Source organism: Bradyrhizobium sp. Leo78, from assembly GCF_059512425.1.
In genome coordinates this window covers 137,621-160,855 of record NZ_JCAMOT010000018.1, presented here as the reverse complement: position 1 = coordinate 160,855, position 23,235 = coordinate 137,621, and the positions used below count along the sequence as shown (strand labels likewise).

The following is a 23,235-nucleotide window of genomic DNA, read 5'->3' as shown; positions in this document are numbered from 1 at the left end:
ATTTGGGGCGAGCCATTGGTCTTTCGCGTGTGATGATCAAAGCCTGATCCCTGCACGAGAATAGCGAAACGCTGAAATTGCTAGGGGGGCCACCCCGATTTCCCTCTACCGCTCGGAATAGGGCGTGCCATCCTTGTGCACGAACCGGCCGTCGGCGTTGGAGCTCATCATGTCGCGTCCGAGCAGATGGTGACGTCGGCTGGCGAGCGCGAGCCGACTTCGAGATAAACCGCCATTGCGCCCGACTTGTTGACGAGGTGATGGCCGTTGCCGGAGCCTTTCGGAAACGCTGCGCAATCGCCGGCGCGCAGCACCGTGTCGCCGCCATCTTCAATCAGCGTCAGTTCGCCTTCGAGCACATAGACGAATTCGTCTTCGTCCGAGTGCCAGTGGCGCTGGCTCGACCAGTTGCCCGGCGGCAGGTGCATGAGATTGACCCCGAAGTCGGTGAGGCCGCCGGCATTGCCCAATCGCTGCCGCACGCGTTCGGCACAGGCGGCGTCGAATGGCGGCGGGTAGCCGGAGCCCTTGCGTTTCGGGACAGTGGCGATGTCGATCTTGGGCATGAGGTCCTTTCCATGACACCCGAGGCCGCAATGCTTGCTCAACGCTGACACGTCAACCGCGCGAGATGTCCTGATCGGTAGATCAGGAAAAGATCACTGGTGTAGTGGAAATACTCGCCCGTGAAGTCCTTGGTTTTGAATCTGAGTTGAATCCTGTTGTTGCTGACGACCGTAGCGCGCTGCGGGCCATTCCCGGTGTCGATCGAAACCGGCGGACCGAGGGCAAGCGTCACGCTTTTTGACGACGGCGCCGATCCAGTCGGATCGAACAGGGAGCCGCTGCAGGTGAGAGAGGCAGGCTGAGCGGCGGCAGAAGCAATCATCGAGGCGAGGGCTGACAGAATTATCAGAGGCGTTCTGAACATTCATGGCTCCAAAGAAAAGAATACAGGAATCGCGGCGGGGCTTGCAGGGGCGCAGCATAGTAGGTGGCATCCGGCTTTGCCAGCAACGGTTGTGGTTGCCAAATCGCACGTCAAATCAGCGGATCCGATCATGCCGCCACCGTTAGGCTGCAGGAATTTTTGGGACGGGCGCTTGCGCTTGCACGCTGGTGGCGGCGAAGCACCGAGGGTGCAGCGCACTCCCTTTAGGTGCGGGACGCCTTAATCGTTTGACGTGAGGAACGGCAGAACCGGCACGTCGATGCCGATGGCCAATTCGAGCACCGCGCCGATCGCAGCGATTGCCGCGCACAATTCAAGCAGGACGAATGCGAACAGCGCGCTGAGCCCAATAAGTGCGTTCTTGCGGCCGTTCCACATGATATCACCTGCAATCCTGGCTCTCGGAAAGAAAGCTCGATTTAGCCCCGGTCGGGTCATAAGCCGGAAACCTGGTACGGTAAACTCGCTTACCATCGCGGCCACCAAGCTCAAGACGAGCCTGATCTTAACCTAACCGATCAACCTTAACGTCCGTGGAGCGGGGCCGCGAGGTGCTCTTGCTGCCGCTTCAGCATCCGCGGCAGATTGATCCAATCATCTTGTCGACTTTGGCGTCCTCGCGATCGAGCGAGGGATCGGTGCCAAGCAGCGGGCCTTTCTGGGGACCGTTGGCGATGCCTTCGGAGGAAAGTGCGGTTCCGAGCGAGTTGGTGCCGGGCGTGGTGGGGCTGGTTCCAAAAGCACCGCCGGTCACCGGCAGGCCCCCGCTCGTGGGCAGGCCGCTGCTCATGGGCATGCCTCCGTGCATTCCCATGGTCCCCATGCCGTGCCCCATGCCGCCTCCGCCGCCGCGCGCGAATGCAGCGGTGGTCGAAAGGCCGACGGTGAGGGCGAGGCAGAGCAGGGATAGTTTCTTCATGGCGAGACTCCTGTCTTCGCGAGACGGCTGGGCCAGCCCGTCCGGCCGGCGCCAGTAGAAGTGAAGTAGGTGTTGTGGTGCCGCGCGAATGCGGTCTCGCTCATCAAATCCTTTGGCGCGAACCATCCCGCCGGATCGCGGCCGTGAGAGCGACGGCAATGCCGTTCGTCATTCTCAACGATTTGTAATCAAGGCCTGGCTGTGAGCGGCGATAGCCGCTTCCTCATCGGTCGGGACTACCAGGGTTGCAACACTCGCCGTCTTCGCACCGATCCTGAGTTCATTGGCGCTGTTGGCGCGATCATCGATCTCCACGCCGAGCCAGCCAAGGCCGGCGCAGATCCGCTTCCGCACCTCGGGGCTGTTCTCGCCGATCCCGGCGGTGAAGACGATCGCATCCAGGCCGCCCAGGCTGTGGGTCATCGCGGCGATTGCCGCCCCCGCGCGGAAGGCGAACAGTTCGAGCGCCTCGGCGGCACGCGGATCGTCGCTCGTGGTGAGCACGCGCACGTCGGCGCTGATCCCGGACACGCCGAGCAGTCCGGACTCGTAATAGAGCACGTGCTCGATCTCGTCGGCCGAGAGCCCGCGCTGCTGCTGCAGGTAGAGGGGCAGGCCGGGATCGATCGCCCCGCAGCGCGTGCCCATCATCAGCCCGTCCAGCGTCGTGAAGCTCATCGTCGTGTCGATGCTGCGCCCGTCGCGCATCGCGCACAGGCTGGCGCCGCTGCCGAGATGGGCTGTCACGATCCGCCCCGTCGCCAGATCCGGCGCGATTTCGCGTAAGCGGCTGGCGATGAACTCGTAGGAGAGCCCGTGAAAGCCGTAGCGGCGCACGCCTTCCTGTTCGAAATGCCGCGGCAGCGCAAAGCGGCTCATGGGCGGCGCGACGCTGTGGTGAAAGGCGGTATCGAAGCAGGCGACCTGTGGCAGGTCCGGCCGCAGCTTCTGCATCGCCTCGATCGGCGCCAGACAGACCGGCTGGTGCAAGGGCGCGAGCGGGGTGAGCTCGCGCAGCGCCTGCAGGATGGCCGGCGTCACCTGCACCGGTTCAAAGAATTTCAGGCCGCCATGAACGACGCGGTGACCGACCGCGACGAGAGTTCCACCGGCGAGGAATTCATCGATCCAGTGCAACAGATCCGAGAAGAAGCGCTCGTCGTCCGCTTCCGCCGCGGCGTGCCGCTCGAACAGCACGTTGCCGTGGAGGTCCTTCACGACCATCTGCGGCTGATGCTGATGATGGTCGAGCATGCCCTTGCACAGCAGCGCGGGATGGCCTGAGCCGCCGCTCGCAAACAGCGCCAGCTTGATCGTGGACGATCCCGCATTGAGCACGAGGAGGGCGTTCGGCATCTTCTTCAGCCTCAACGCTTGTGATCGGGCATCAGTCGCCGGCGTTCGCGGCCGTGCCGTACGGCCAGGACCAGTCGCGGATATCGGGCATGTCCTCGCCGTGCTCGCGGACATATTTGCCGTGCTCGATCAGCCGGTCAAGGCAATGCTGCTTCACGGCCGCTGCGGAGGCCGCAAGTCCCGGCACGCGGTTGATGACCTCGATCGCCAGGTGGAAGCGGTCGAGCTCGTTGAGCACGACCATGTCGAACGGCGTCGTCGTCGTTCCCTCTTCCTTGAAGCCGCGCACATGGATGCCGGAGTGGTTGGTGCGCGCATAGGTGAGGCGGTGGATCAGATAGGGATAGCCGTGATAGGCGAAGATCACCGGCTTGTCGCGGGTGAACAGGGTGTCGAAGTCGCGGTCGGTGAGGCCATGCGGATGCTGCTCGCGCGGCTGCAGGGCCATGAGGTCGACGACGTTGACGACCCTGATCTTGAGCTTGGGGGTCTGCTTCCGGAGAATGTCGACAGCGGCGAGTGTCTCCAGCGTCGGCACGTCGCCGGCGCAGGCCATCACCACGTCGACGTCGTCATCCGGTGTTTCCGTTCCGGCCCATGGCCACGCGCTGATTCCGGCCTCGCAATGAACTGCGGCCTCCTTGATCGTCAGCCATTGCGGCGCTGGTTGCTTGCCGGCCACGATGACGTTGATCCGGTCGTAGGTGCGCAGGCAATGGTCGGTGATCCATAGCAGCGAGTTGGAATCCGGCGGGAAGTAGACGCGGACGATGTCCGCCTTCTTGTTGGCAACGAGATCGACGAAGCCCGGATCCTGGTGGCTGAAGCCGTTGTGATCCTGCCGCCAGACATGTGAGGTGAGCAGATAGTTCAGCGAGGCGATCGGGCGCCGCCAGGGCAGGCCGCGGGAGACCTTCAGCCATTTGGCGTGCTGATTGAACATGGAATCCACGATGTGGATGAAAGCCTCGTAGCAGGAGAACAATCCGTGTCGCCCGGTGAGCAGATAACCCTCGAGCCATCCCTGACAGAGATGCTCGCTCAAGACCTCCATCACCCGGCCGTCCCGGGACAAATGGACGTCGTAGGGCTCGATCTCCTCCATCCAGACGCGATCGGTCGCTTCGAACACGGCGTCGAGCCGGTTGGAGGCGGTCTCGTCCGGACCCATGATGCGGAAATTGCGCGTGCTTTCGTTGCGCTTCATGACGTCGCGCAGGAATTTGCCCATTGTGCGCGTTGCTTCATCGATCACGCCCCCGGGCGTCGTGATCTCGATCGCGTAGTTGCGATAGTCGGGCAATTCCAGTTCGCGCCTGAGCGTGCCGCCATTGGCATGCGGATTGGCGCCCATCCGCCGCGCGCCGTTCGGCGCCAGTTTCTGCAATTCCGGAACCAGCCTGCCTTGCTCGTCGAACAGCGTTTCCGGCTGGTAGCCGCGCATCCATCGCTCCAGTATCGCGAGATGGCCTGGATTGCTGCGGACTTCGGCAATCGGCACCTGGTGCGCGCGCCAGAACCCTTCCACCCTGAGGCCGTCGACTTCCTTGGGTCCGGTCCAGCCCTTTGGGCTGCGCAGCACGATCATCGGCCATCGTGGCCGCTCTTGTGATGGCGATGCGCCTCGCGCGGCCTGCTGGATGGCGCGGATGCGATCGGTCGCCGCATCCAGCGTGGCAGCCATCTGCCGGTGCATTGTCGCGGGATCGTCGCCCTCGACGAACATCGGCTCATGGCCGAAGCCCAGGAACAGATGGCGGATTTCCTCGTCGTTCATCCGCCCGAGCACGGTCGGGTTGGCGATCTTGTAGCCGTTCAGATGCAGGATCGGGAGCACCGCGCCGTCGCGTGCAGGGTTGAGAAACTTGTTCGAATGCCAAGAGGCGGCGAGCGGGCCGGTCTCGGCTTCGCCGTCGCCGATGACGCAGGCAACCAGGAGATCGGGATTGTCGAATGCCGCACCATAGGCATGAGCGAGTGCATAGCCGAGTTCGCCGCCTTCATGGATCGAGCCAGGTGTCTCCGGCGCGGCGTGGCTCGGGATGCCTCCGGGAAAAGAGAACTGCCGAAACAGCTTGCGCAGGCCGTCGATGTCGCGCGTGATGCTGGGATAGATCTCGGTGTAGCTGCCTTCGAGATAGGTATTGGCGACCATGCCGGGGCCGCCATGACCGGGGCCGCAGATATAGATGACGTCGAGATCGCGGTGTTTGATCACGCGATTGAGATGGGCATAGACGAAATTCAAACCGGGCGTCGTGCCCCAATGGCCGAGCAGGCGCGGCTTGATATGTTCCTTGCGAAGCGGCTCACGGAGCAGGGGATTGTCGAGCAGATAGATCTGGCCGACCGAGAGGTAGTTGGCGGCGCGCCAGTACCGATCAAGCAGATCGAGTTCGGCGCTATCGGGAACGGCGGACGGGCTGCTTGCATCTTGCATTGAACGCCTCGTTGTTTCCTGGCGACGATTGCCAATCGTGACGGCTTTTGCTGGACGCGCTACTGTCTATTTCTGCGCGGCACGGGTGTTGAGCCAAATCAACCGCATCCAGCCATCATCAATCTGGCGCCATGCGCATGCGCCAGCGGCGCCATCTGTTCGACGACAACGAGCGCGGATCGGCGCCGTTCCGGCGCACGAAATGTCAAATTATAGCGGCGGCGTTTGACAAAACTGCGATGCCGCGCTTTTGAGCAGACGTGCGCCCCAAGCCCGGTAGGATGCGTCGGCGCTACCGGCTGGAGATCAGTTTCAGCGGAGGCTGGAGGGTCGCTTCGAGTTCCACCCGCAGGCGCTGGACTCGGGGATCGCTCGATCGCTCGGCGCAGACCGTGTACTGATGGACGGATTGAGCCAGCGCCCGCCGCTCTGCCGCGGTCTTCGACACCGAGGCGAGCTTGAGCACGATGGCGCCCAGGTTCACCAGCATTTCGTCGAGCGTCCGGTCGATCTTGTCGAGCTCGTTCGTCATCCGCACTCCTTGCACGTCAATGAAGGCTGGTGAATGACGTTCCTGTGGCAACATCGGTAAGGCTAACCATTGGTAAAAGGCCCGCCGTGTGTGTCCGTAGCCCGGGTTGCGCTGCGCTCCACCCGGACTACGAGATTTCTGCTGACGTTGCAGGGATCGGCGTACTGATCCAGAATTTCATCGAGGAAACCCGAGAGGACAGACCATGGCGCGCAAACTGATCGACATCTCCGTCCCCCTGCAGAACGACGTGCCGGCCGATCCGCCGGGCAACCATCCGACCATCCAGTATATCGACCACCAGCAGGGCCTGCCGCGGATGCTGGAATTCTTCCAGGGGTTACGAGCGGAAGATCTACCGGACGGGCAGGGCTGGGCGGTCGAGCAGGTCAATCTCTCCACCCATAACGGCACGCATCTGGATGCGCCCTGGCACTTCCATCCCACGATGAACCGCGGCGAGCGCTCCTGGACCATCGACGAAGTGCCGCTGGAATGGTGTTTCCAGCCGGCCGTCAAGCTCGACTTCCGGCATCTACCGGACGGCTATGTCGCGAGCGCCAAGGATGTCGAGGAGGAGCTCATCCGCATCGGCCATACGCTCAAGCCGCTCGAGATCGTCGTCGTCAACACCAGCGCCGGCGCGAAATTCGGCCGGCCGGATTATGTCGTCTCCGGCTGCGGCATGGGCTATGAGGCGACGATGTATCTGTTGGAGCGCGGCGTGCGGCTGACCGGCACCGACGGCTGGAGCTGGGATGCGCCGTTCGTCTACACCGCGAAGAAATATGCCGAGACGAGGGATGCCAGCCTGATCTGGGAAGGCCACAAGGCCGGCCGCCACATCGGCTATTGCCACCTCGAGAAGCTGCACAATCTCGAACTGTTGCCCTCGACCGGCTTCATGGTGTCGTGCTTCCCGGTGAAGATCGAGCGCGCTTCCGCTGGCTGGACGCGGGCGGTCGCGATGCTCGAGAGCTGAGCCGCGAGAGCTCTCTTGCCAAAAGAAAATCAGGTGCGCCGTTTCCGACGCACCTGATTTTTCCTTTGATCTAGTGCAGTAGCGTCGGGCTAACGCTACTACCTGCAGACGCGAACGCCGCGCGGGGTCCACCAGCAGCGCGGGCCACCATAGCCGCCGTAGTAGCCGTAGCCGCGGGGATACCAGCCACGGCGATAACCGCCGCGATAACCCCATCCGCCGCGACCGCGACCCCAACCGCCGCGTCCGCGATACTGCGCCTGCGCCGACGAGGTGGTCGCGCCGACCAGAATCGCCGAGGTGCTGGCGACATAGACGAACAGCAATGCCACCGCGGCAAGGCAGCGCGTCAGGAAATTGTAGCGTTTAACCATTCAGTAATCTCCCGGTCACTTCCAGACATCCAAACAATCCGAACTGTCTTGCTTAGACGTTTGAGACAGCCACTAGTTCAGATGCACTAAGACAAAATTTTGTCGAACGTTCTTGCGCTTCGCAAAAACTCTATTGGGCGTGTCGGGGGAGGTCAAGTTATAGTCCCGATTGCAGAAATGCATCGTTTGTCTTGCCGTTCATCCGTCGTTCATCTTGTTCATCTTCCTCGTATCCAATGATTTGTGCGCCGCCGAACCATGGCGAAAAAGATTTCGACAAAATCCCGCAGAGAACTTGATGTCGACACGATCGCGTATCCTAAGCCACGCGATGATTCCCGCCTGACGAGTCCCCATGCCCAAGCAGCACACCTACGTCCTCGGCCTCAACACCTACGATCATGACGTCAGCGCCTGCCTGTTGCGCGACGGCGCGATCGCCTTTGCGATCGCCAAGGAGCGGATCACGCGCGAGAAGCACGCGTCCGGATTCTACAAGGAGGCGATCGACTATTGCCTCAAGGCCGAGGGCATCACGCTCGATGATGTCGATCTGGTCGTCAGCAATTGCTACATCCTGCCGGTGCCGGAGTTGGAAGAGCGGCTGATCTATCAGGACATGGCCGGCTTTCTTCCGTATCCCGAGCGGCAGGAAGCGTCGAAACATCCGCTGTTTCGTTCGACCTCGGGCAAGGTGGTATCGCTCTCCCACCATCTGGCGCATGCCTACAGCGCATTTGCGGTGTCGCCGTTCGATGAGGGTGTGGTGATGGTGGTCGACGGCGTCGGCAACTATCAGTCCGACGTCATGGAGCAGTATCCGAATGCGGATGCGGCGTCGCCGCTGGCGCGCGAATCCGAAAGCTACTACCGGTTCGAGGGCGAGAAGCTGGAGTGCCTGAAGAAGGTCTTCATGGAGCCTTCGCGCGGCATGCTCAGCGACGAGTTCTACAATATGCCGGGCCTCGGCGCGCTCTATAGCCGTGTCTCGTCCTACGTGTTCGGCGACTGGAACAAGTGCGGCGAATTGATGGGCCTTGCACCCTACGGCCGTCGCGAGCAGGTCAAGCATCTCCTCGACATGAGCGACGGCAAGTTGCGCGTGCCGCCATGGACCAGCGAATTCAATCAACCCTATCTGCTCGACAGCGGCAGTTGGGACAAGAGCCCGGCGATGCGTCACTGGGAGGACATCGCCTGGCGCGTGCAGGACGACACCGAGAACGTGCTGCTCGCCCGCGCGCGCTGGCTGCGCGAGACCACGGGCGCCAACAACCTCTGCATCGCCGGCGGCGTCGCGCTGAATTGCGTGGCCAACGGACGGATTGCGCGGGAAGCCGGCTTCGAGAATGTCTGGATCCAGCCGGCGGCGGGCGACGACGGCACCGCGATCGGCTGCGCTTATTACGGCTGGCTCGAGATCCTGAAACAGCGGCGCAACTTCGTGATGGAGCACGCATTCGTCGGCAGGCCCTATAGCGAGGCGGAGGTCGCGGCCGCGTTGCAGAAGTTCCTGGTGCGTGTGCAGGTGGACGCCAGGCGCAGCGACGATATCTGCCGCGATACCGCCAAGCTGCTCGCCGACCAGCGCGTGATCGGCTGGTTCCAGGGGCCGTCCGAGTTCGGGCCGCGCGCGCTCGGCAATCGCAGCCTGATTGCCGATCCGCGCCGGGCAGAGATGAAGGACATCCTCAACAGCCGCGTCAAACACCGGCAGGCGTTCCGCCCGTTTGCGCCGCTGGTGCTGGCCGAGCGGATGACGGAGATCTTCGAAGGTGAGGAGGATTCGCCGTTCATGCTGATCGCCAAGCCGGTCCGTCCCGAGTGGCGCGACAAGATTCCGGCCATCGTCCATGTCGACGGCTCGGCGCGCGTGCAGACTGTGCGCGAGGCGACCAATCCGAGGCTCTACCGGCTCCTGAAGGAGTTCGAGGCGCTGACCGGGGTGCCGGTGCTGATCAACACCTCCTTCAACGTCAAGGGCGAGCCGATCATCGAGACGCCGGAGGACGCCGTGAACTGCTTCCTCGCCACAGGGATCGACAACCTGATCCTGCACGACACGATCGTGTCGAAGGGCCGGATGCACAAGGTCGTCGCGCCGCTGGTCAGGACCTATGGCGATGTCGCCAGCATCGTCGCCTCGACTGCCCCGCCGCCGAGTTGAGATTACCTCGCCCCGCTTGCGGGGAGAGGTCGGATCGCATCGTAAGATGCGATCCGGGTGAGGGGGGGTCTCCGCGAGTCAGACTCTCACCGTTTTTGCGGAAGCAGCCCCTCACCCCAACCCTCTCAGGGCGAGCTCTGCTCGTCCCGGCCCCGTGAAGAACGGGGGAGAGGCGGAAGATGGCGCTACGTCGCCTTCGCCGGGGTCGGTGGCGTCTTCGGCAGCGGCTTGTCCTGCCGTTTCGACCAGGAGATGTAGTAGGCCACGATCGTCATGATCGCGATGCCGGTGACGCTGACGAAGATCTGCGCGAGCAGCGAGCCAGAGCTCATCGACAGCTCGAAGTGCCCGACAAAGGACAGGAACACGCCGACACAGAACACCGCGAGCGACTGCTGGCCACAGACGATCAGCGGATCGAACACCTTCCATTCCAGTGCCGCCCAATCCTTCGGGATGAAGCGGATCACGAGGATGACGATGACCGCGAAGTGGATGAAGCGGTAAGGCGCGAGGTTGGTCTTGTCGTTCGGGTTGAAGGCCGAATAGAGCCAGTCCGGGAACATGGCGCCGAAATCCGGGAAGCGGCCGGCCATGGTCATGATCAGCGCGAAGATCATATAGGCGACGCAGAACCAGAGCGTGTAGGGCGAGTTGATGATGTTGGCATTCTGCCGCGCGCCGCCGAGTGCGCACCAGGCGCCGAACACGAACAGAACCTGCCAGGCGAACGGGTTGAAGTACCAGACGCCGGCCGGATAGGCCGGCAGGTTCCACCCCACCTGGCGCGACACCAGCCACAGCGCGATCGAGGCGAGCATGGTCAGGTTCGGTTGCCGCAGCATGAACCAGAGCACCGGCGGGAACAGGCCCATCAGCACGATGTAGAGCGGCAGCACGTCGAGGTTGACCGGCTTGAATTTGAGGAACAGGCCCTGGCGCAGGGTCTCGGTCGCGTTGTCGACGAGGCCGGCGACGTTGAATTCGTTGATAAGGTTTGAATCGCCGAAGCGCAACGCCAGGTAGCTGATTGCGGCGATGTAGATCACAAACAGGATGATGTGGGCGACGTAGAGCTGCCAGACGCGCTTGGTCAGCCGGGTCGCGCCGACGACGAAGCCGCGCTCCAGCATCATCCGGGCGTAGACGAAGGAGGCGGTATAGCCGGAGATGAAGACGAACAGGTCGGCGGCGTCGCTGAAACCGTAATTCCGCGTGGTGATCCAATTCACCACATTGTCGGGGATATGATCGAGATAAATCGCCCAGTTCGCGACCCCGCGAAACAGGTCGAGCCGGAGATCGCGTCCCTTTTCGGGCAGGGTGGCGTTGATTTTCATGGGTCCCGCTTCGAAGTGATGCTTTCGAGAAGGCCGCGCCGCGAGACATTCGAGCCCATCCGCGGCCAGATTGTCACAGCGCGGTAGAATGGCTATACCGGACGGAAAGGTAACATCCGGGTTCAGGAATCACCCATCACATCCGTGAAAGGTGTCTGTATACTATCCCGGGCGTTCCCTCCACACGCTCCATGTCGCACAATCCCCGAAGGTTCGACGATCCATGACGACAGCTCGCATTTTTAAGCCCGCCAAAAACGCGATGCAATCGGGGCGTGCCAAGACCAGGGAATGGCAGCTCGATTACGAGCCGGAACAGCCGCGGATGGTTGAACCCCTGATGGGCTGGACCTCGTCCGGCGACATGAAGCAGCAGCTCACGCTGCGCTTCCAGACCAAGGAAGAGGCGATCGCCTATTGCGAACGCAAGGGCATCCCCTACCAGGTGCTCGAGCCGAAGGAATCGCTCCACCGGCAGATCGCCTATGCCGACAATTTCTCGTTCCGCCGCGGCGAGCCCTGGACGCACTAACTAACCAGCAGCATGTAAGCGTGCTCTCAGGGCGCCCGTAGCAGCGAATATTTGCCGACGATGCGGCCGACCCGCTTCCTCGTGCCGAACAGCATGATCCCGAGATATTCGATGCTATCCGGCGCAAGGCCGCTCATCATGCGCCGGAATTCGCCGTAGTCGTTGGTCTCTTGTCCCTGCACGGGGAAGTCGACGATCTCAATTCCCGCCTCGGCTGCCTTCTGCCGGATTCGCGGCAAATCCTCCTTCGGCGCGCCCAGCACGGGAATTCCGATCGGGATCAGTCCCGCATGGGGATTGCCCGCGGCATCGATCAGCGCATCGCCGACGAGGTGAGGGTGGCGGGCGCCCATCGTCAGGGCCATCACGGCGGCGGCGTTGGCGGCCTTGCCAAGGGGCAACCCCGCATCGATCACCGCCACGCAGCGTTGCAGCTCGGACGCGCCTTCCTCGGCATTGCGATCGGCAGGATGCGACATCATCAACCCCCGCTGTACAAGTAACTTGTACACAAGTAACATGCGTGCGTGAAAAACGTCAACCCAGAACGCCCCGGCGGCTATAAGGGAACGATGGACAAGATCGAGGACTGCATCAGCTTCCTGCTCGGAAAGGCGCAGCAGCGGGTGACACGGCGCGCCAAGGAATTGCTGGCCGAGCACGATGTGACGCCGGTGCAGTACGCCGCGCTATGCGTGCTCTGGGAAGAGGACGCGCAGACGGCGGCTGAGCTCGGCGCGCGCCTTGTGATCGACAGCGCGACCATGACCGGCGTCATAGACCGGCTCGAGCGCTCGGGTCTGATCAGGCGCCACGCCGATGAGAGCGACCGGCGCATCTACCATCTCTACCTGACGGAGCGCGGGCGGGCGCTGCGAGCCCCGCTGGATTCCGCGATGGAAAAGCTCAATGCCGAAGTCGCAGAACTCCTCGGCAAGGATTGGCCGCGCTTCCACCGCATGCTGCGCAAGGTTGGTACGTCTGGCTAGGGAAGCGGGAGCGGCAGCGGTGCGTCCTTGGAGACGCCGAGCACCGGAAAGCTCCTGATGGTGCGCACCTCAGCCATCGCCGAGAACTGCAGGAGCTGCTGGTGCATGCCCTGAACACCGGTTGCCACGCATTTGAGCAGGAAGTCTGCCTCGCCTGAAATGCGCCAGCATTGCTGCACCAGCGGCAGACGGGCGATCGACGCCTCGAACGCCTCCAACGTGGCCTGGTTCTGGCTGGTCAACTGTATCAGGACAAAGGACACCACCTCGTAACCGAGCGTCCGCTCGTCAAGGCTCGCACGGACGTCCCTGATCACGCCGCGGCTACGCAGCACACGGACGCGGCGCAGGCAGGCCGGCGCGGAGATGCCAACCCGCTGCGCCAGATCGTTGTAGCGCAGCCGGCCGTCCTGCTGAAGCTCGGACAAAATCTTCCGGTCGATCTCGTCGAGCTCGGCGCGCTCCGTCATGAATGCCTCGTGCGTTGACGAACGAATTATCCTGCGGCGACACGCCGGGTTGCCCTACGGCTGACGCGGGCAGGGGGAGTGGCCGCCTGCGGCGCAATGCCCGACAGCACCAGCTTTTCATGGGTGGCGATGATGGCTTCCTTCGAGAGCCGGCCGCCGGGACGATACCAGGTGCAGGGCCCGGTCAGCATCGCCAGGATCGCAAAGGTCGCGACCTGCACATCCACCAATTCGAAGACGCCCTGCGCAACACCTTCCTCGAGGATGTCGGCAAGGCGCCGCTCATAAGCCTCGCGCAAGGCGATCACCGCCGCATAATTCTTCGGCTCCAGGCTGCGCAGCTCGGAATTGGCGATGTAGACCTCGCGCTTGCGCGTCATGTGATAGCTGACGTGGAAGGCAACGAAGGCGCGGATTTTTTCCTCCGGACCGCTCTTGCCGTCGAGCGCAAGATCGAGCTGGCGCAGCAGCTCGTTGATATGGTGCTGCACCAGGTCGAACAGCAATTCCTGTTTGGTGCTGATGTGGTTGTAGAGCGAGCCCGCTTGGATGCCGACCTCGGCGGCGAGCTGGCGCAGGCTCATGGCCTCATAGCCATGCTCGAAGATCAGGCGCGTTCCGGCTTTGCGGATCGCCTCCAGCGTCGTTGGACCGTGTGAGCCGATCGTGCGCGCCATCGGGACCCTCGCGGGAGCGTTAGAAAGAGCGGGAAACTAGCGAACGATCGTATGTTTATAGTCGGAAAATCAAGCGAAATCAATGTGCTATAACCTTGGTAATCGCTCAATGTCGAGCCTCTTGAGAGGATGATAAAAAAACGTATGATCGTTTCGATATAGGATCCATAGCGACGGGAGGAATCATGGCGTCGAAACCGGCGGCGGTGGTCAATTTCGCAAGGCGGGAATCATCCGGCTTGAGTGGCGGGCCCTATCGCGCGATGAGCCGCGATATTCTAGTTTGAAGATTGTCGAAACACGCGGCAGAAAAGCGCAACATGCAGCTTCATTCCACGATCGATCCTAAATCCCAGGAATTTTCCGGCAATGCCGAGGTGATGCGCGGCCTGGTGGCCGAGCTCCGCGACAAGCTGAGCCAGGTTGCGGGCGGCGGGGGCGAGGCGTCCCGTATCAGGCATACCTCGCGCGGCAAGATGCTGGCGCGCGACCGCGTCGACCTCCTGGTCGATCCCGGCACCGCATTCCTGGAATTGTCGCCGCTCGCGGCCAATGGCCTCTATGGCGGCGACGTGCATTCGGCGAGCGTGATCACCGGGGTGGGACGCATCTCGGGCCGCGAATGCATCATCGTCGCCAATGATGCCACCATCAAGGGCGGCACCTATTATCCGATGACGGTGAAGAAGCACCTGCGCGCCCAGGATATCGCGCGGCAGAACAATCTGCCCTGCGTCTACCTGGTCGATTCGGGCGGCGCCTTCCTGCCGATGCAGGACGAGATCTTCCCGGACGAGCGCCACTTCGGCCGCATCTTCTACAACCAGGCGCAGATGTCGGCCGCGGGCATCCCACAGATCGCGATCGTGATGGGCTCCTGCACCGCCGGCGGCGCCTATGTGCCGGCGATGTCGGACGAGAGCATCATCGTACGCAATCAGGGGACGATCTTTCTCGGCGGCCCGCCATTGGTGAAGGCCGCGACCGGCGAGGTCGTCACCGCGGAAGAACTCGGCGGTGCCGACGTGCATTCGCGGCAGTCCGGCGTCACCGACCACTACGCGCAGAATGATGCGCATGCGATCGGCATTGCCCGGCGCATCGTCGCCACATTGAAGCCGTCGGCGCGCGCCACGCTCAACATGCGCGAGCCGCGAGAGCCTTTGTATCCGGCCGAGGAGATCTATGGCGTGGTCTCCTCCGACGGCCGCAAGCCGTTCGACGTCCACGACATCATCGCGCGGATCGTCGATGGCTCCGAATTCGACGAGTTCAAGCGGCTTTATGGCACCACGCTGATCTGCGGCTTTGCCCATATCTGGGGCTTTCCGGTCGGCATCATCGCCAACAACGGCATCCTGTTCAGCGAAAGCTCGCTGAAGGGCGCGCATTTCATCGAACTGTGCTGCCAGCGCGGCATCCCGCTGGTGTTCCTGCAGAACATCACCGGCTTCATGGTCGGCAAGAAATACGAGGCCGGCGGCATCGCGCGCGACGGTGCCAAGCTCGTCACTGCGGTGGCGACCGCCGGCGTGCCGAAATTCACCGTCGTGATCGGCGGCTCCTATGGCGCCGGCAATTACGGCATGTGCGGCCGCGCCTACAGCCCGCGCTTCCTCTGGCTGTGGCCGAATGCGCGCATCTCCGTGATGGGCGGCGAGCAGGCCTCGATGGTGCTGAGCCAGGTCCGGCGCGACAATATCGAAGCCAAGGGCGACACCTGGTCGGCAGAGGAAGAGGATAAATTCCGTGCGCCCATCCGCGCGCAATATGAGAGCCAGGGCAATCCCTATTACGCCACCGCGCGGCTCTGGGACGACGGCGTGATCGATCCCGCCGACACGCGCCTTGTGCTCGGCCTCGGGCTATCGGCCGCCGCCAATGCGCCGATCGAGCCGACGAAGTTCGGCCTGTTCAGGATGTGACGATGGACCGCTCAAAGCTCTACCGGCGTTTTCGCACCCTGCTGATCGCCAACCGCGGCGAGATCGCTTGCCGCGTGATCCGCACCGCCAAGGCCATGGGCCTGCGCACCGTCGCGGTTTATTCCGAGGCCGACCGCGATGCCCTGCATGTCGCGTTCGCCGACGAGGCCGTGCTGCTGGGCCCGGCCCGGGCGCGCGACAGCTATCTCAACATCCAGCGCGTGATCGAAGCGGCGCGCGAGACCGGGGCCGAGGCTGTTCATCCCGGCTACGGCTTCTTGTCCGAGAACGCGGAATTCGCACAAGCCTGCTTCGAGGCAGGGTTGGTGTTCGTCGGCCCGACGGCCGAGATGATGAACGCGATGGGCTCGAAATCCGGCTCCAAGGCGCTGATGGAGAAGGCTGATGTGCCGCTGGTGCCCGGCTATCACGGCGAGGCGCAGGACGAGGCCACTCTGGCGAATGCCGCGGAGCGTATCGGTTTCCCGGTGCTGGTGAAGGCCTCGGCCGGCGGCGGCGGCCGCGGTATGCGGGTGGTCAATTCAGCAGCCGAGCTGTCGGCTGCAATCATCAGCGCCAAGCGCGAGGCCAAGGCGGCATTCGGCGACGACCGCATGCTGATCGAGAAATACGTCCAGAACCCGCGCCATATCGAGGTGCAGATCATCGGCGACAGCCATGGCAATCTGCTCTCGCTATGGGAGCGCGAATGCACACTGCAGCGCCGGCACCAGAAGGTGATCGAGGAAGCGCCGTCGCCGACGCTGAATGCCACCCAGCGCGAGACCGTCTGCGCCGCCGCGCGAAAGGCGGCCGCGGCTGTCAATTACGTGGGCGCCGGCACCATCGAATTCGTCTCCGATGGCAGGGACGTGTTCTTCATCGAGATGAACACGCGCCTGCAGGTCGAGCATCCCGTCACCGAACTGATCACCGGCGTCGATCTCGTGGAATGGCAACTCCGCGTCGCCTTCGGCGAGAAGCTGCCGCTAACCCAGAACGAAATCAAGCTGAACGGCCACGCCATCGAGGCGCGGGTCTATGCGGAAAATCCGCAGAAGAATTTCATGCCGTCGGTCGGACGCATCAAGACCTGGCGCACGCCGGAGGAGGGCGACGGTTTGCGCATCGATGCCGGCTATCGCAGCGGCGACAACGTCTCGCCGTATTATGACGCGATGCTGGCAAAGGTGATCGCGTGGGCGCCGACGCGCGAGATCGCGATCGAGAAGCTCAATCGCGGGCTGGAAGAAACCGACGTCCGCGGCATCGTCACCAACATCCCGTTCCTGTCGGCGCTGGTGACGCATCCTGCTGTGGTTGCGAATGCCATCGATACCGGCTTCATTGAGCGCGAACTGAAGAGCCTGACCGCAGAACGTGGGGCTGCCGGTGCGTTCGAGCTGTGCGCCGCGGTCGCTGCGATCTTGAATGAGGAGCAGAAGGCTGCACGGAAGGAGGCGCATTCGGCGTGGCAGACCTTCGGCTGGATGCCGGTCGGCCAACGGCAGCGGGTGTTTTCGTTCCGGCAGGGGCAGGGCGCGGAACAGAAGGTGACGCTGCGCTACGGCAACGGGCCGTCGACGGTGTCGGTCGGCGATCGCACGTTCGCGCTGGCGCTGGCGCCGTCCGCGGATGAGGGCTTTGATCTGACGCTTGATGGCACGAAATCCGGTGTCGTGGCCGTGATCGAGGGTCACGAGCTCTATTTGCGTACCCGCAACGGCCGCTTCGATCTGCACTGGGTCGATCCGTTCGGCGGCGAAACCGAGGAGCAGGTCGGCGAGGACAAAATCGTCGCGCCGCTGCCGGGCACTGTTGTCGCCCTGCTTGCCGAAGAGGGCGCGATGTTGGAGAAGGGCGCGGCGATCCTGACGCTGGAAGTGATGAAGATGGAACAGACGTTGCGCGCGCCGTATGCCGGCGTGCTGAAGAAGCTGAAATGCAAGGTGGGCGATATCGTCGGCGAGGGCGTCGAACTCGCCGAAGTCGAGCCGGTGGCTGCGTGATGAGCGAGCCCGTCCGCATCGTCGAGGTCGGCCCGCGCGACGGGCTGCAGAACGAGAAGACGCCGATCAGCGTCGCCGATCGGATCGCCTTCATCGAGCGACTGATCGGCGCCGGCTTGCCGATCGTCGAGGTCGGCGCCTTCGTGTCGCCGAAGGCGGTCCCGCAGATGGTGGGATCGGCCGAGGTGCTGCGCGGCGTCAGCCATCTTCCCGGCGAATTCCACGTGCTGGTGCCGAACGAGAAGGGCTATGAGGCCTCGCAGGCCGCCGGCGCCAAGGTGATAGCGGTGTTCGCGTCCGCGTCCGAAGGCTTTTCCCGCGCCAACATCAATTGCTCGGTCGCGGAATCGATCGAGCGCTTCAAGCCGGTGCTGGCGCGTGCCAAGGCCGACGGCATCAAGGTGCGCGGCTATATCTCCTGCGTGCTCGGCTGCCCCTTCGACGGCGAGGTGAAGCCGCAGGCGGTCGTCGACGTTGCCAGGACACTGTGGGATCTCGGCTGCTATGAGATATCGCTAGGCGACACCATCGGCGTCGGCACGCCGGTCAAGGCGCGGCACCTGATGCGAGCGGTCGCAGGCGAGGTACCGGCACAAAACCTCGCGATGCATTTCCACGACACCTACGGCCAGGCGCTCGCCAACCTCTACGCCGGCATGGAGGAGGGCGTCCGCGTCATCGATTCAGCCGCCGGCGGCCTCGGCGGCTGCCCCTATGCCCCCGGCGCCACCGGCAATGTCGCCACCGAGGACGTCGTCTACATGCTCGAAGGCATGGGCATCAAAATCGGCGTCGACATGGACAAGCTGCTCGCCGCAACCAACGAAGTGAGCCGTCTGCTCGGCCGTCCGCCGGTAAGCCGCGTCGCCAACGCGCTGAACGCGAAGAAGAAGCGCTAGCTTTGTAGATGGGGTAACGGGCCGCGGTCTGCCCTCCAAGCAAGCCGCGCTTGCTACGGCGCTATGGGTGGCGCGCTGCGCGCGGCTTGCTTGGAGGGCGGGCGGTCGTCCCTCACATTGATGGTGTGACGGAGTCGAGGATGGACCTCGCTCCAAGCATCGAGGAGAGACGACCATGGAGCACTATGCCGGAATCGACGTGTCATTGGAATGCTCGAGCGTGTGTGTGGTTGACGCCAACGGCAAGATCGTGCGGGAAGCCAAGGTGGCGAGCGAGCCGGAGGCGCTGATCGCCTGGTTCCGCGCGCTCGGCTACGGTCTTGAGCGGATCGGGCTGGAGGCCGGCCCGCTGTCGCAATGGCTGTTTGCAAAGATGAAGGCGGCCGGGCTCGCCGTGGAGCTGCTGGAGACGCGGCACGTGCGGGATGCGTTCAAGGCCATGCCGGTGAAGTCGGATCGCAACGACGCCCGGGGGATCGCGCAGCTGATCCGGTTGGGCTGGTTCCGGCCGGTGCACTGCAAGTCGCTGAGCGCGCAGGAGACGCGGGCGACGCTGACCGCCCGCAAGCTGGTGCAATCGAAGCTGCTCGACGTCGAGAACAGCCTGCGCGGGATCCTGCGCGGCTTCGGTCTCAAGGTCGGCACGCCGACGAAGCGCGAGTTTGCCGGACGGATCCAGGCCCTCGTCGCCGGCCATCCGCATCTTGAGCGGATCGCCGGTGCGCTATTGGCGGTGCGCGAGATCCTGCGCAAGGAGTTTGCGGCGTTCGAGAAGCAGACCCGCAGCATGGCGCGAGCCGACATGCAGGCCCGGCTGCTGACGTCGGTCCCCGCGGTCGGCCCGATCGTGGCGCTGACCTATGCCAGCGCCATCGACGATCCGCACCGCTTCAAATCATCCAAGCAGGTGGGGGCGCATTTCGGCTTGACGCCGAAGAAGCACCAGTCCGGCGAGACCGACTACACCGGCCGGATCAGCAAGATCGGCGACGGCGCGGTGCGCACGGCGCTCTACGAGGCCGCCCACGTCATGCTGACCAAGCCGGTCAAGGGCTGTTCGCAATTGAAGAGCTGGGCGATGCGGATCGCCCGCCGCGCCGGCATCAGCAAAGCCAAGGTGGCGCTCGCCCGCCGCCTGGCGGTGATCATGCATCGCATGCTGGTCGATCAAACCCCGTTCAACGCCGCCGCGGCGGCAGCCTGACAGGAGGCGCACACCAGGTTTTCGGGCGGGTCACCACACCAGGCCTTCTCGAAGCGAAGTCCCTTCGCCGGGACGATGGATCAGGTCAGGCCGTTGCCCACCAGGTGGCTCGTAACCACGCTCCTGTAGATTGGCCGACCGATCCTCTCCAACCCCATCAGGTGGCGGTCTTGCACCGACCCCGTACAGAAGCGAGACCCCGGCGAGCGGATGACGCAAAAAGGGATTGACTGAGCAAGGCCCGTTACAGAAGGGTGGGCAAAGCGGAGCGTGCCCGCCATCCGCCCTCCGCAAGAAGTGGTGGGCACGCTCCGCTTTGCCCACCCTACAATTGATTGCCGTCATTGCGAGCGAAGCAATCCACTGCCCCCACTGGCGCAAGCGGCGAGATGGATTGCTTCGCTTCGCTCGCAATGACGGATGAAAGTTACCGCACGCTCTCCGGACCCATCACGAGATCCGGCAGCCACGTCGAGATTCCCGGGAAGAAACACAAAAGCAGCACTGCCAGCATCATCAGCAGCACGAAGGGCAGCGTGCCCCAGATCACCTCACTCAAGGGGATATCGGGCGCGACGTTGCGGATGACGAAGATGTTCAATCCGACCGGCGGATGGATCAGGCCCATTTCCATCACGATGGTCATCACCACGCCGAACCAGATGATGTCGAAATTGGCGGCGCGGAGCGGCGGCAGGATGATCGGCGCGGTCATCAGGATGATCGAGACCGGCGGCAGGAAGAAGCCGAGCACGATCACCATGAGGAGGATCGCCACGAGCAATTCCCAGCGCGGCAGGTGCATCGCGACGATCGCCTCCGCGGCCGACTGCGAGATGTGCAGATAGCTCATCACGTAGGAATAGAGCAGCGACATGCCGATGATCATCATCAGCATGGTCGACTCGCGGATGGTGGATTTCAGGATCGGCTCGAGGTCGCTCGGCTTCCAGACGCTATAGATCACCGCGATCAGCCCGAGCGCCAACAGCCCGCCGAGGCCGGCGGTCTCCGACGGCGTCGCGTAGCCGCCATAGAGCGCGATCATCACGCCGGTCAGGAGCAGCACGAACGGCAGCACCCGCGGCAGCGCGTTGAAGCGGTCGGCCATCGTGAACTCGTCGCGCTGCAGGATCGCGGCATCCGCACCGGTCGCGTCATAGGCGGCGCGCGCGGCCGCATACTCCTTGCGAAAACGGAACATCGCGTAGATGCCGAACAGCGTCACCAGCAACAGGCCCGGTCCGATGCCGGCGAGGAACAGGCGCCCCAGCGATTTCTCCGCCGCGACTGCGAACAGGATCATGGTGATCGAGGGCGGCAGCAGGATGCCGAGCGTGCCGCCGGCGGCGATGATCCCCGCGGCAAAGCCGCCGGAATAGCCGCGCTTGCGCATCTCGGGGATGCCGGCCGAGCCGATCGCCGAGCAGGTCGCCGGCGAGGATCCCGCCATAGCGGCAAACAGCGCGCAGGCGAACACGTTGGCAACCCCGAGCCCGCCGGGCACGCGGTGCAACCAGGCGTGCAGCGCCGAATAGAGATCCTGGCCCGCGCGGGATTTGCCGATCGCCGCGCCCTTCAGGATGAACAGCGGGATCGACAAGAGCGTGATCGAGGCCATCTCCTCGTAGACGTTCTGCGTCACGGTATCGAGCGAGGCCGTCGGCATGTAGATCGCCATGAACACGACCGCGACTGCGCCCAAAGCAAACGCAATGGGCATGCCCGAGAACATCGCAAACAGGGTGGCAAGCCCGTAGCTGATGCCGATCCCAAGTACAGTCATCGGCGCGCACCACCCATCATGGGAATGATGATCTGCAGCAGGAGCTGCAGGCAGAGCAGCGACATACCCAGCGCCATCAGCACGTAGGGGATCGCAAGCGGCGGCGACCACATCGAGTTCGAGACTTGGCCATCGACATAGGCTTCATGCGCCAACGTCCAGGATTTCCAGGCAAAGAAGGCGCAGAAGGCCAGGCTAGCGACATCGACCAGCCACAGCCTGATGCGATTTGCGAGCGGCGACATCAGCCCGACGAAGGCCTCGATGCTGACGTGGCCGCGCTGGGCCTGCACATAGGCCGCCGTCATGAAGGTCGCGCCAACCAGGAGGAATACCGCGGCTTCGTCCTGCCAATAGTTCGGGCTGTGAAACAGCGCGCGGCCGAGCACGCTGTAGCTCAGGATCACGCAGGCCGCGATCAGTGCGATGGACGCGAAGACCACGATGATGTTGTTGCAGATGCCAAGCCCGCGCGACAGCGCCGCCACGAATACATTGCCCGTGACGGCGGTCTGGCGTTCGGCTTGATCCGCGACCGGACCATGCATCATGCGGCGACGTCGCTTGCGAGCTTCAATAAATTGGCTGCCGTCGCGGTTTTAGCACCATAGTCCTTCCAGGCGGTATCGCGCGCAATGTCGCGCCACTTGTTGACGGTGACTGCGTCAAGCGCGCTGACCTTTGCCCCGGCCTTCTCGTAGACCTTGGCGACCTCGACATCGTCGTCCTGCGCGCCCTTCTTGCCGAAGGCCTCGAGCTCCGCGCCGACCGCAAGGATGACGTCCTGCTGCTTCTTCGGCAGCTTGTCGAAGATCGCTTTCGACATCATCAACGGCTCCAGCATGAACCAGTAGGAGGTGCCGGCGCCGGAGGTCAGCGATTTCGCGACTTCCTCCAGGCGGAACGAGATCAGGCTGGTGGAGGAGGTGATGCCGGCGTCGCAGGCACCGGTCTGCATCGCAGCATAAAGCTCGTTGGAGGGCACCGACAGCACAGCTGCGCCGGCCGTCTGCAGCACCATGTCCATTTCGCGGGAGCCGCCGCGCACCTTCATGCCCTTGGCGTCCTCGGGCGCCACGATCGGCTTGGAGCGGCTGGCGACGCCGCCGGCCTGCCAGACCCAGGTCAGGAGGATGATGCCCTTATCCGCCAGGAAGTCGGAGAGCGCCTTGCCGACCGGTTCCTTCTTCCAGCGCAGGCCCTGATCGTAGGTCGTGACCAGGCCCGGCATCAGGCCGATATTGGTCTCCGGCAGTTCGCCCCCGGCATAGGGCATCGGGTAGAGGCTGATATCGAGCGCGCCCTTGCGCATGGCCGAGAACTGCGCATTGGTCTTGATCAGCGAGGAATTCGGATAGACTTCGGCAGCGATCTCGCCGCCCGAGCGCTTCGCCACCTCAGCGGCGAACATCCGGCACAGCCGGTCGCGAAAATCGCCCTTGTCGATGGTGCCGCCGGGGAACTGGTGCGAGACTTTCAGCGTGGTCGCGGCATGAGCGGTTCCGACGCCGAAGCGCAGCACCGCGGGCGCGGCAAGCGCCGTGGCAAAAAGGTGACGGCGAGTGAGCATAAAGTTTCTCCCATTGGCAAAAGCTGTTCTTGTTTGGCGATAAGGCGGAACTTGAGGGCCGCATTTAGGCGAATTTGCCAGAATTTTCTCTAGTCTGATAGTTTGAGGCGGC

The 23,235-nt window shown here is 63.4% G+C and carries 22 protein-coding genes and 1 pseudogene; 8 read left to right on the top strand and 15 right to left on the bottom strand.

Annotated features, from left to right (window positions below):
* Nucleotides 1-105: 105 nt before the first annotated feature.
* From AC5ZG1_RS22900 to AC5ZG1_RS22870, 7 genes and pseudogenes are all read right to left on the bottom strand, one after another.
* Nucleotides 106-566 (bottom strand): annotated as a pseudogene (locus AC5ZG1_RS22900) (cupin domain-containing protein).
* 38 nt (nt 567-604) lie between these two features.
* Nucleotides 605-889, bottom strand: a complete 285-nt coding sequence (locus AC5ZG1_RS22895) for a hypothetical protein (protein WP_155255575.1) — start codon at nt 887-889, stop codon at nt 605-607.
* 282 nt (nt 890-1,171) lie between these two features.
* A complete protein-coding gene (locus tag AC5ZG1_RS22890; RefSeq protein WP_155255395.1) occupies nt 1,172-1,330 on the bottom strand; it encodes a hypothetical protein in 159 nt (52 codons plus the stop codon).
* 190 nt (nt 1,331-1,520) lie between these two features.
* Complete coding sequence (locus tag AC5ZG1_RS22885) at nt 1,521-1,871, bottom strand: hypothetical protein (RefSeq protein WP_496134147.1); 351 nt, start codon at nt 1,869-1,871, stop codon at nt 1,521-1,523.
* A gap of 174 nt (nt 1,872-2,045) precedes the next feature.
* Nucleotides 2,046-3,227 (bottom strand): acetate/propionate family kinase, encoded by a 1,182-nt coding sequence (locus AC5ZG1_RS22880; protein ID WP_496134146.1) that lies wholly within the window; start codon nt 3,225-3,227, stop codon nt 2,046-2,048.
* Between the two features lie 31 nt (nt 3,228-3,258).
* Nucleotides 3,259-5,667 carry a phosphoketolase family protein gene (locus AC5ZG1_RS22875; protein WP_496134145.1) on the bottom strand — a complete coding sequence of 803 codons (2,409 nt, stop codon included), beginning with the start codon at nt 5,665-5,667 and terminating at the stop codon, nt 3,259-3,261.
* Nucleotides 5,668-5,959: 292 nt separating this feature from the next.
* Nucleotides 5,960-6,199, bottom strand: coding sequence for a hypothetical protein (locus tag AC5ZG1_RS22870; RefSeq protein WP_130225705.1), 240 nt, complete (start codon nt 6,197-6,199; stop codon nt 5,960-5,962).
* 205 nt (nt 6,200-6,404) lie between these two features.
* Between AC5ZG1_RS22870 and AC5ZG1_RS22865 the strand changes: the two genes are divergently transcribed.
* On the top strand, nt 6,405-7,181 hold the full coding sequence (locus AC5ZG1_RS22865) for a cyclase family protein (RefSeq protein ID WP_496134144.1): 777 nt from the start codon (nt 6,405-6,407) through the stop codon (nt 7,179-7,181).
* A 98-nt stretch (nt 7,182-7,279) separates the two neighbouring features.
* On the opposite strand, the gene AC5ZG1_RS22860 is transcribed toward AC5ZG1_RS22865, so the two are convergent.
* On the bottom strand, nt 7,280-7,555 hold the full coding sequence (locus AC5ZG1_RS22860) for a hypothetical protein (protein ID WP_130225706.1): 276 nt from the start codon (nt 7,553-7,555) through the stop codon (nt 7,280-7,282).
* Between the two features lie 355 nt (nt 7,556-7,910).
* Here AC5ZG1_RS22860 and AC5ZG1_RS22855 point away from each other — a divergent pair, with 355 nt between their 5' ends.
* The gene (locus tag AC5ZG1_RS22855; protein ID WP_496134143.1) at nt 7,911-9,722 is read left to right on the top strand and encodes a carbamoyltransferase family protein; all 1,812 of its coding nucleotides are present in this window, start codon (nt 7,911-7,913) and stop codon (nt 9,720-9,722) included.
* 185 nt (nt 9,723-9,907) lie between these two features.
* Here the strand turns inward: AC5ZG1_RS22855 and AC5ZG1_RS22850 are convergent, their stop codons facing one another.
* A complete protein-coding gene (locus AC5ZG1_RS22850; RefSeq protein WP_028166802.1) occupies nt 9,908-11,062 on the bottom strand; it encodes an OpgC domain-containing protein in 1,155 nt (384 codons plus the stop codon).
* A gap of 223 nt (nt 11,063-11,285) precedes the next feature.
* On the opposite strand from AC5ZG1_RS22850, the gene AC5ZG1_RS22845 reads away from it, so the two are divergent.
* Entirely contained in the window at nt 11,286-11,594 is a 309-nt protein-coding gene (locus AC5ZG1_RS22845) for an ETC complex I subunit (RefSeq protein WP_035691450.1), read from the top strand.
* A gap of 26 nt (nt 11,595-11,620) precedes the next feature.
* On the opposite strand, the gene AC5ZG1_RS22840 is transcribed toward AC5ZG1_RS22845, so the two are convergent.
* The gene (locus AC5ZG1_RS22840) at nt 11,621-12,073 is read right to left on the bottom strand and encodes a DUF2000 domain-containing protein (protein ID WP_496134142.1); all 453 of its coding nucleotides are present in this window, start codon (nt 12,071-12,073) and stop codon (nt 11,621-11,623) included.
* Nucleotides 12,074-12,121: 48 nt separating this feature from the next.
* On the opposite strand from AC5ZG1_RS22840, the gene AC5ZG1_RS22835 reads away from it, so the two are divergent.
* Entirely contained in the window at nt 12,122-12,583 is a 462-nt protein-coding gene (locus AC5ZG1_RS22835; protein WP_496134141.1) for a MarR family winged helix-turn-helix transcriptional regulator, read from the top strand.
* Here AC5ZG1_RS22835 and AC5ZG1_RS22830 read toward each other — a convergent pair.
* On the bottom strand, nt 12,580-13,053 hold the full coding sequence (locus AC5ZG1_RS22830) for an Lrp/AsnC family transcriptional regulator (RefSeq protein ID WP_130225710.1): 474 nt from the start codon (nt 13,051-13,053) through the stop codon (nt 12,580-12,582). The genes AC5ZG1_RS22835 and AC5ZG1_RS22830 overlap by 4 nt on opposite strands.
* A 26-nt stretch (nt 13,054-13,079) precedes the next feature.
* Nucleotides 13,080-13,730: a TetR/AcrR family transcriptional regulator gene (locus tag AC5ZG1_RS22825; protein ID WP_130225711.1), complete on the bottom strand. Its 651-nt coding sequence runs from the start codon at nt 13,728-13,730 to the stop codon at nt 13,080-13,082.
* Between the two features lie 320 nt (nt 13,731-14,050).
* Here AC5ZG1_RS22825 and AC5ZG1_RS22820 point away from each other — a divergent pair, with 320 nt between their 5' ends.
* The 4 genes from AC5ZG1_RS22820 to AC5ZG1_RS22805 all read left to right on the top strand — a co-directional run bounded on the left by AC5ZG1_RS22820 (nt 14,051) and on the right by AC5ZG1_RS22805 (nt 19,767).
* Complete coding sequence (locus tag AC5ZG1_RS22820; RefSeq protein ID WP_496134140.1) at nt 14,051-15,655, top strand: carboxyl transferase domain-containing protein; 1,605 nt, start codon at nt 14,051-14,053, stop codon at nt 15,653-15,655.
* Between the two features lie 2 nt (nt 15,656-15,657).
* Nucleotides 15,658-17,664: an acetyl/propionyl/methylcrotonyl-CoA carboxylase subunit alpha gene (locus AC5ZG1_RS22815; protein WP_456641589.1), complete on the top strand. Its 2,007-nt coding sequence runs from the start codon at nt 15,658-15,660 to the stop codon at nt 17,662-17,664.
* Nucleotides 17,664-18,563: a hydroxymethylglutaryl-CoA lyase gene (locus AC5ZG1_RS22810; RefSeq protein WP_456641590.1), complete on the top strand. Its 900-nt coding sequence runs from the start codon at nt 17,664-17,666 to the stop codon at nt 18,561-18,563. The genes AC5ZG1_RS22815 and AC5ZG1_RS22810 overlap by 1 nt, the downstream gene beginning before the upstream one ends.
* Before the next feature lie 175 nt (nt 18,564-18,738).
* A complete protein-coding gene (locus AC5ZG1_RS22805; protein WP_496134139.1) occupies nt 18,739-19,767 on the top strand; it encodes an IS110 family RNA-guided transposase in 1,029 nt (342 codons plus the stop codon).
* 427 nt (nt 19,768-20,194) lie between these two features.
* On the opposite strand, the gene AC5ZG1_RS22800 is transcribed toward AC5ZG1_RS22805, so the two are convergent.
* Genes AC5ZG1_RS22800 through AC5ZG1_RS22790 form a run of 3 tightly spaced genes read right to left on the bottom strand, consistent with a single transcriptional unit; the run spans nt 20,195 to nt 23,123 of the window.
* Entirely contained in the window at nt 20,195-21,553 is a 1,359-nt protein-coding gene (locus AC5ZG1_RS22800; RefSeq protein WP_456641591.1) for a TRAP transporter large permease, read from the bottom strand.
* Nucleotides 21,550-22,104, bottom strand: coding sequence for a TRAP transporter small permease (locus AC5ZG1_RS22795; protein WP_496134138.1), 555 nt, complete (start codon nt 22,102-22,104; stop codon nt 21,550-21,552). The genes AC5ZG1_RS22800 and AC5ZG1_RS22795 overlap by 4 nt, the downstream gene beginning before the upstream one ends.
* Complete coding sequence (locus AC5ZG1_RS22790) at nt 22,101-23,123, bottom strand: TRAP transporter substrate-binding protein (RefSeq protein WP_130225717.1); 1,023 nt, start codon at nt 23,121-23,123, stop codon at nt 22,101-22,103. Before AC5ZG1_RS22790 ends, AC5ZG1_RS22795 begins: the two co-directional genes overlap by 4 nt.
* Between the last annotated feature and the right edge of the window lie 112 nt (nt 23,124-23,235).

Excerpts from the sequence above, each read along its gene's own strand:
- AC5ZG1_RS22885 (WP_496134147.1), bottom strand. The coding sequence starts at position 1,871 with ATGAAGAAACTATCCCTGCTCTGCCTCGCCCTCACCGTCGGCCTTTCG.
- AC5ZG1_RS22875 (WP_496134145.1), bottom strand. The coding sequence starts at position 5,667 with ATGCAAGATGCAAGCAGCCCGTCCGCCGTTCCCGATAGCGCCGAACTC.
- AC5ZG1_RS22825 (WP_130225711.1), bottom strand. The coding sequence starts at position 13,730 with ATGGCGCGCACGATCGGCTCACACGGTCCAACGACGCTGGAGGCGATC.
- AC5ZG1_RS22810 (WP_456641590.1), top strand. The coding sequence starts at position 17,664 with ATGAGCGAGCCCGTCCGCATCGTCGAGGTCGGCCCGCGCGACGGGCTG.
- AC5ZG1_RS22815 (WP_456641589.1), top strand. The coding sequence starts at position 15,658 with ATGGACCGCTCAAAGCTCTACCGGCGTTTTCGCACCCTGCTGATCGCC.
- AC5ZG1_RS22850 (WP_028166802.1), bottom strand. The coding sequence starts at position 11,062 with ATGAAAATCAACGCCACCCTGCCCGAAAAGGGACGCGATCTCCGGCTC.
- AC5ZG1_RS22840 (WP_496134142.1), bottom strand. The coding sequence starts at position 12,073 with ATGTCGCATCCTGCCGATCGCAATGCCGAGGAAGGCGCGTCCGAGCTG.
- AC5ZG1_RS22865 (WP_496134144.1), top strand. The coding sequence starts at position 6,405 with ATGGCGCGCAAACTGATCGACATCTCCGTCCCCCTGCAGAACGACGTG.
- AC5ZG1_RS22880 (WP_496134146.1), bottom strand. The coding sequence starts at position 3,227 with ATGCCGAACGCCCTCCTCGTGCTCAATGCGGGATCGTCCACGATCAAG.
- AC5ZG1_RS22800 (WP_456641591.1), bottom strand. The coding sequence starts at position 21,553 with ATGACTGTACTTGGGATCGGCATCAGCTACGGGCTTGCCACCCTGTTT.
- AC5ZG1_RS22860 (WP_130225706.1), bottom strand. The coding sequence starts at position 7,555 with ATGGTTAAACGCTACAATTTCCTGACGCGCTGCCTTGCCGCGGTGGCA.
- AC5ZG1_RS22845 (WP_035691450.1), top strand. The coding sequence starts at position 11,286 with ATGACGACAGCTCGCATTTTTAAGCCCGCCAAAAACGCGATGCAATCG.
- AC5ZG1_RS22790 (WP_130225717.1), bottom strand. The coding sequence starts at position 23,123 with ATGCTCACTCGCCGTCACCTTTTTGCCACGGCGCTTGCCGCGCCCGCG.
- AC5ZG1_RS22855 (WP_496134143.1), top strand. The coding sequence starts at position 7,911 with ATGCCCAAGCAGCACACCTACGTCCTCGGCCTCAACACCTACGATCAT.
- AC5ZG1_RS22830 (WP_130225710.1), bottom strand. The coding sequence starts at position 13,053 with ATGACGGAGCGCGCCGAGCTCGACGAGATCGACCGGAAGATTTTGTCC.
- AC5ZG1_RS22795 (WP_496134138.1), bottom strand. The coding sequence starts at position 22,104 with ATGATGCATGGTCCGGTCGCGGATCAAGCCGAACGCCAGACCGCCGTC.
- AC5ZG1_RS22870 (WP_130225705.1), bottom strand. The coding sequence starts at position 6,199 with ATGACGAACGAGCTCGACAAGATCGACCGGACGCTCGACGAAATGCTG.
- AC5ZG1_RS22820 (WP_496134140.1), top strand. The coding sequence starts at position 14,051 with ATGCAGCTTCATTCCACGATCGATCCTAAATCCCAGGAATTTTCCGGC.
- AC5ZG1_RS22890 (WP_155255395.1), bottom strand. The coding sequence starts at position 1,330 with ATGTGGAACGGCCGCAAGAACGCACTTATTGGGCTCAGCGCGCTGTTC.
- AC5ZG1_RS22805 (WP_496134139.1), top strand. The coding sequence starts at position 18,739 with ATGGAGCACTATGCCGGAATCGACGTGTCATTGGAATGCTCGAGCGTG.
- AC5ZG1_RS22895 (WP_155255575.1), bottom strand. The coding sequence starts at position 889 with ATGATTGCTTCTGCCGCCGCTCAGCCTGCCTCTCTCACCTGCAGCGGC.